Origin of the sequence: Microcoleus sp. C2D2 (assembly GCF_036702495.1) — a bacterium.
Taxonomy (GTDB): Bacteria; Cyanobacteriota; Cyanobacteriia; order Cyanobacteriales; family Microcoleaceae; genus Microcoleus.
The window spans coordinates 1-6,557 of the sequence record NZ_JAUBTO010000257.1; the positions used below are offsets into that span (position 1 = coordinate 1).

Consider the following 6,557-nt stretch of genomic DNA (forward strand, 5'->3'; position numbering starts at 1 on the left):
TCGCTGATGGTGACATCAATGAGCAAATCGACTGGCTGATCCAAGAATCCCCTCGCCTTTAGGCAGGGGAGTGTCAATGAGTTCGCAGTGGGTTGAGCGCAAAACGCCGGCAGCATTCAACACGTGGAGGCTCGATCGATTTTGGGGCGATCGCCTTTCATCAGAAACTTGGATAGAAACCCCGTCCTTTTTCTTGATGGGATTGCCTGAAATAGAAACAGTTCCCTATTTAACAATCCGAACATACAAATCTAAACTCAATGCACCAAATCAGCCAGCAGCCCCGACGCTTCTCGCTGCAAGCTCTGCCGATTGTCATCGTAACAATTAAGGACGTTCGAGCTGGTATGGCGGCTCAACTTCTGCGCCATTCGCGTATTGCCGTTGCTTGCATCTAACAGAGTCGTAATTGCAGCGTGGCGTATTCTGTGCGGGCTGATTCTTTTAGGAATTCCCGCAGCACAGCAAGTTGAGAAAACAAGCTTGTAAATAGCGTACCCGCTCAACCTCAACCCGTATTCCCGCTTTGTCAAAGCGATAAATAAAGGCTCTTGGGGCATTGCAGCTCCCCGCACGCTCAGCCAATCAGAAATCGCATCTGCCGTCGCGTTGTGCAAGTCAATTAGCTGCGCTTGAGTTCCCCTACCTTTGCCGTAAATATTCAAAGTTCGGGCTAGCGGGTCAAAGTCGCCTATATTGGCGCCGCCGATTTCTCCCCGGCGCAACGCATTGTCCCACAGCAGCCGGAGAACTGCATAGTCGCGCTTTCCCTGGGGCGTACTCCGGTCAGGAATGGACAACACCGACTGCATCGCCACCACATTCTCAGAAGCAACTCGGCCAAACCCTGTAGTATCCCGGTAAGGAACCACCTTCTCTCCTTCAACATCTACCAAACTCCACTCGCACTCGCCCACCTTCCGAGCAAAATTCACCAAACTTTTGATCGCCGCCAGCCGCCGATTAATCGTCGCTTCCTTAAGTCCCTTGTCGATTAGTTTGGCTTTATACTTGAGAACCACTGCGACAGCGGCGAAGCGGTTCAGCCGTAGGAACTCGCGCACCAATGCCGGGTGAGGTTCCTGCCCCGTCATTGTCGCAAAGAAATCGTACAAGTCTTTCTCATAAGCACGCCTAGTGTTGACAGAGCGCTTGGCAGCTAACAGCTCTGCCACGCTTGTCGCGCGTCGAAGCTATTTCTCCAAAGGAATTAGCAGCGTGTTCTAAGTCCATAGTCGGCCCGATAATTTGCCTTTCCAGACCAGATTACCCGATCGAGAGGTGCAAATAGCACAAGATTCAACCTTGAAAGACAACTTGAATACGTGCAGAAAATTTGCTGGGCTGTAAAAATACTCAGTTTCAATTTTGAGTCTCAACACTACTTATAACTAAAATTTATTGACGATTTGACGATTCTCCTGAACTTCCCTGTTTGTAAAGGTTTCAACTTCTAAGCTTCATTGACGATTTTTGACATTGTTTTTGACGATTCTCCCCAAATGCTTTCCAACTATAAGTTTGGGGAATAGCCGCTCTGTTTTTGACGATTCTGACGATTGGTTGATCGACCTGTCGCGATCGTCATTGACGACTTGCGCCTGACATGATCCGGTCGCCACTGCTATCTGATTGACAATCGTCAATGACGATTCTGAATTGTCAAAGCTGTTATTGACGATTGAAGTGCTTATGGAGTAGAAGTTTTAGGGAATCGTCAAATCGTCAACGCTAATTTTAAGCTTTTGCAAAAAAGGGATCGGCAGGCATTCGCGATCGCACTCGGGAGCAACTAACTTCCCTGTAGCGTTTTGAACCAGCATCCGACATAACCTTGGCTTTTGAGGACTTGATGCCTCACGAGTGTCCTAACTCAAGGTCACGACAAATTTTCTTTGACGATTTGACGATTCTTCTAAACTATCGTAGTTATAAGGCTTTCAGCTTCTAACTTTCATTGACGATTATTGACATTGTTTTTGACGATTCTCCCCAAACGCTTTTTCAGCATGGATTTTGGGGATATACTGCAAATTTTTGACGATTTTGACGATTGCTTGACGCCCATCGCCCTATCAAGCTGGCAGGGAAGCGGATTGTCCTTGTTATCGCGGGAGCGGGCGATCGTGAATTTATTGGGATGTGGCTGGGGAATCGTCAATGACGATTTTCAATCGTCAAAGCTGCTATTGACGGGGAAACTGCTTGATGTGTAAGAGTTTGAAACTATCGTCAAATCGTCAATGCAATTTTTAACTAAAAGGGGAGTTTGAGGGGCTGTAATTCCCCCGCCCTTCATGCTGGCGATGTGAAATTACTTTTATTTCCTCTATATTCAACAGCTTTGTTAAAAACTTTATCTCTTTTTTCGTTCTCATGGCTGTTCAATCCACCTAACCCCTCTAGCTTTTGCTTATAGTTAATAATAAATGAGCTTCCTCTGTCAGCCCCGGTAATGACTCTACCAACTATTTTGCTAGCTTCATTTGTCTTTCTTTCCTGGCGCCAGCTATTCATTTAGCATATTAACTAATGAAGAGTCATATTTATTAATTTCTGTGATGATTCACTCTCTCGCCACTCAAGCAGCCTATGTGCTAGTTGGGGGGTGCGGAATGTGGGTATTAATGTATTTACGATCAGCCGAATATGGTAGCGACGCAGCCCTTGCCCTGTAGTGAGAACTGTTGCCGAAATAATCACTGTCTTCTTTTAACAGCCTGATGGTGGGGGTGGAACGAATAAAAGAGGTCGGTGCATATTGAGATCTTTGTGTCTCCAAATAAGGTTTTAGAGTCTCATCAGGGTGCCACTATGTCATGTTATCCCTTCCAATGCGACAGTGATGCAGGCGATCGGTCTGATAGCGATCGCTCAAAACCGTTGCGCTTTAACCAACACCAGCTATTGACGCCTTTTCAGCGCAAACTCTTGCAAAAAAGTCTAGAAAGCAGCTTACCCGAACTGTACCGCCAGCGCATCCAAATTATGTTGCTGGCTGCGGAGGGTAAAACTCAAACCCAAATCTGTGAAATTTTGGGATGTTCTCAAGGAACGGCGCGCCATTGGATTTTAATGGTACAGGCTGGTCAAGCTCACAACTGGAATCATAGCCCGATTGGCCGGCCTAAAACCGTAAATGACCAGTACCTAGAACGGTTGAAAGAACTGGCTAGCAATACCCCGCAGGATTACGGCTACTCGTTCCGGCGCTGGACGGGACAATGGTTAAGCAAGCATCTCGCTAAAGAATTCGGCATTGAACTGAGCGATCGCCACATCAATCGCTTGCTCAAAGATATGGGCTTATCCACGCGACCAAAAGCAGTGCTCGTACAGAATACCACAGGCCAGGGAAAAAACCGCCTTGCGATCGGCGATCTCACAGAAACCTCTGTCTGGGAGTCCTCGGAATTTTTGCCTTTCAATCCCATTCGTTGAGAGTAGAACTATGATTCTGAATCAATCCGATCTATTGATTTCTAATGAGCTACTCCAAACAACATTTTGGCAATCATTTCTCGACAAAGAAATAAGTGAAATACGCCAAAAAATCCAAGTTATAGAGCCTCCGCCACTAAAACAATTTTGGAATTCGCAAAACGCTCAAGGTGGCATTTACATTATTGTTACAGGAAAAGTGCGGTTAACCTGTAGTCAGAATGAGAGACCCGTTTCCTTGAAAGCAGGCGAATCATTTGGTGAGCTAACATTGTTTCCAGAAGAGTCCTTTGAATCTTACTCAGCAAAAGCTTCGAGAGATGCACTAAAACTCTGTTTTATTTCTGGAGATAGCTTTTTAAACCTAAGTCGCAAATATCCTAAAATTCGACAGCATCTTCATCACCAGGCCGTTCTGCGAGATTCCTTACTCACAGGAACTGACGCTACCTTAGCCAACGAAAACAAGAGTCAAAAAAAAGCAGCTTTTCTCGATTATACATTACCAATCGAACCGAAAAACCAGAAAAAGATTAGTAAAGCTTACTTTCCCAGTCCCACATTGCAAGTGGGTCACTTGTGGCAGGGCATTACCCGCCGTTATCCCTTTTTTGCACAACAAAGTGCATCTGACTGTGGTGCTGCTTCCTTAGTAATGGTTGCTAGCTATTGGGGCAAGCGCTTTAGTGTTAATAGACTTCGGGATATGGCTAATGTCGATCGCAATGGTGCTTCTTTACGAGGTTTATCAGCAGCAGCAGAAAGTATCGGATTTTCTACCCGACCCGTGAAAGCCAGTTTAGACCAATTGGCAAAACAAAATCTACCTGCGATCGCCCATTGGGAAGGTAAGCACTACGTCGTAGTCTACGAAATCACCCGGAAGCACGTCATCGTAGGAGATCCAGCTATCGGTCAATCCACCCTTACTCACTCTCAATTTAAAGCTAGTTGGACTGGCTATACTTTGTTATTGCAGCCCACAGCTTTAATTAAAGATGCTCAAGAATACAGTACCCCATTTTGGCAAATTTTTGAGTTAGCTAAACCGCACGGTCTTGTCTTGTTTGAAGTTTTTATAGCTTCGGTATTTATCCAAATTTTTGGATTGATTACGCCACTATTCACTCAAATAATTTTGGACAACGTAGTAAAACGCCAAAGTCAACTGACTTTAGCTGCATTTGGAATGGGGTTGCTAATTTTTAGCTTGTTCCGAGTTGCCATGACCGGACTGCGACAATATTTGCTAGACCAAACAGCCAATCGAGTCGATTTAGCCCTAATTGTTGGTTTTATCAGACATACCTTTCGTTTGCCTCTCAGCTTCTTTGAGTCGCGCTATGTTGGGGACATCATTTCCCGCGTTCAAGAAAACCATAAGATTCAACGCTTTCTTACTGATGAAGCTTTATCTATACTACTGGATTTACTGACGGTTTTCATCTATGTAGGACTGATGTTATGGTATAGTTGGAAAATGGCCCTACTGGTCTTACTAATTATTCCCCCCTTTGTTTTATTGGCTTTAATTGCTACTCCTTTCTTGCAAAAAACTTCCCGGGAGATTTTTAATTCTTTGGTAGGGGAAAGCAGCTATCTAATTGAAGCACTCACGGGGGTTCGCACTGTTAAATCTTTAGCTGTTGAGCAAACTGTCCGCTGGCATTGGGAAGAACTACTCAATAAATCAGTGAAAAGCAATTTTGCCGGACAGGTGATTGGGAATAGACTCCAGATATTCAGTGGTACGATCGAGGCTGTGGTAACAACAGGTTTGTTGTGGTTTGGTGCAGGGTTGGTAATTCAAGGTGAACTTACACCGGGACAATTAGTTGCTTTTAATATGCTGCTGGGTAACGTTATTCGCCCGTTTCAGCGATTGACAGTGCTGTGGAATCAAGTGCAGGAAGTGGTAATTGCGATCGAGCGCATTCATGATGTAATCGAAACGGAACCAGAGGAAGATTTACAGCAACAATCTCGGCAAACTTTACCGCCGATTAAGGGTAATATCTGCTTTGATAAAGTCACTTTCCGCTATCACCCAGAAAGCGAGGTTAATGTTTTAGAAAATCTTTGTCTTGAAGTAAAAGCAGGGCAAACTGTAGCCTTGGTTGGTCGTAGTGGTTCGGGGAAAACAACCATTTCTAAACTAATTTTGGGACTTTATCCTGCTACGGATGGAAAAAATTTAATTGATGGTCAAGATATAAACAGTATCTTGTTACGATCGCTCCGTTCTCAAATAGGTGTAGTTGACCAAGATACCTTTTTATTTGGCGGTACAATTCGAGAAAATATTGGCATCGGACAACCATCAGCTAACCTAGAAGAAATTATGGAAGCAGCGCGACAAGCTGGGGCAGATTCGTTTATTAAAAAGCTGCCTATGGGGTACGAGACTCAAATAGGAGAAGGTGGAGGAATGTTATCAGGAGGACAGCGACAAAGAATTGCGATCGCTCGTGCTTTATTAGGGAATCCTCAACTGTTAATTTTCGATGAAGCTACCAGCCACCTCAATGCTGAATCCGAACGTAAGTATGAGCCTTAAAGTATATTTGACGAGCGTAATAAACCGCACAATTGTGCAGTTTATTCGATTCTTGGCAAATGTATTCTAGAACCGCTTTGAGTTCTTTGTCAGGCTTGAGTAGTATCTGTTGACACCCAAACATTTAAATGTTCCTGGGCTGTAATATGTTGATTATACACTATCAATCAACGGAATCAAGCAATTTATGGCGAGTTTGTCAAAAAAGGATTTAGAGTATCGACACGAGAGTAACGCCGTTTCACAGATCAATATGCACTTGGTTTTTATCCCGAAACGCCGCAAAGCTGTCTGAGTAGGCAAAATCGCAGAACGGTTACAAGAGATTATTTTTGAAGTAGTGACAGAAAACAGATGGAAAATTATTGCTTGGGAAATTATGCCAGATCATGTACATTTATTGGTTAACGTTAAGCCGACTGATTCCGCTAGCTTTGTCATGCAAAGAGTCAAAGGCAGGGCTTCGAGTTACTTAAGAAAAAAGGTAAGGATTCAGGTAAAAAATAGTTCCGCAGAGAGCCCAAAAATATGGTAATGTAGTCAGATGAGCGAAAAGCCA

At 44.2% G+C, this 6,557-nt stretch carries 6 protein-coding genes; 4 read left to right on the plus strand and 2 right to left on the minus strand.

Features of this window, described 5'->3' with window-relative positions; all coding sequences use genetic code 11:
• Positions 1-257: 257 nt before the first annotated feature.
• Positions 258-1,175 (minus strand): tyrosine-type recombinase/integrase, encoded by a 918-nt coding sequence (locus QUB61_RS37040; protein ID WP_333136129.1) that lies wholly within the window; start codon positions 1,173-1,175, stop codon positions 258-260.
• A gap of 804 nt (positions 1,176-1,979) precedes the next feature.
• Here QUB61_RS37040 and QUB61_RS37045 point away from each other — a divergent pair.
• Positions 1,980-2,216, plus strand: a complete 237-nt coding sequence (locus QUB61_RS37045) for a hypothetical protein (protein ID WP_333136127.1) — start codon at positions 1,980-1,982, stop codon at positions 2,214-2,216.
• 79 nt (positions 2,217-2,295) lie between these two features.
• Here QUB61_RS37045 and QUB61_RS37050 read toward each other — a convergent pair whose 3' ends face one another.
• Positions 2,296-2,517, minus strand: coding sequence for a hypothetical protein (locus QUB61_RS37050; RefSeq protein ID WP_333136125.1), 222 nt, complete (start codon positions 2,515-2,517; stop codon positions 2,296-2,298).
• A 297-nt stretch (positions 2,518-2,814) separates the two neighbouring features.
• On the opposite strand from QUB61_RS37050, the gene QUB61_RS37055 reads away from it, so the two are divergent.
• The 3 genes from QUB61_RS37055 (at position 2,815) to tnpA (ending at position 6,533) form a co-directional block, all read left to right on the plus strand.
• Positions 2,815-3,441 carry a helix-turn-helix domain-containing protein gene (locus QUB61_RS37055; RefSeq protein ID WP_333136123.1) on the plus strand — a complete coding sequence of 209 codons (627 nt, stop codon included), beginning with the start codon at positions 2,815-2,817 and terminating at the stop codon, positions 3,439-3,441.
• A 10-nt stretch (positions 3,442-3,451) separates the two neighbouring features.
• On the plus strand, positions 3,452-5,998 hold the full coding sequence (locus QUB61_RS37060) for a peptidase domain-containing ABC transporter (protein ID WP_333136122.1): 2,547 nt from the start codon (positions 3,452-3,454) through the stop codon (positions 5,996-5,998).
• 304 nt (positions 5,999-6,302) lie between these two features.
• Positions 6,303-6,533: an IS200/IS605 family transposase gene (tnpA, locus tag QUB61_RS40295; protein ID WP_445300323.1), complete on the plus strand. Its 231-nt coding sequence runs from the start codon at positions 6,303-6,305 to the stop codon at positions 6,531-6,533.
• Positions 6,534-6,557 lie beyond the last annotated feature (24 nt).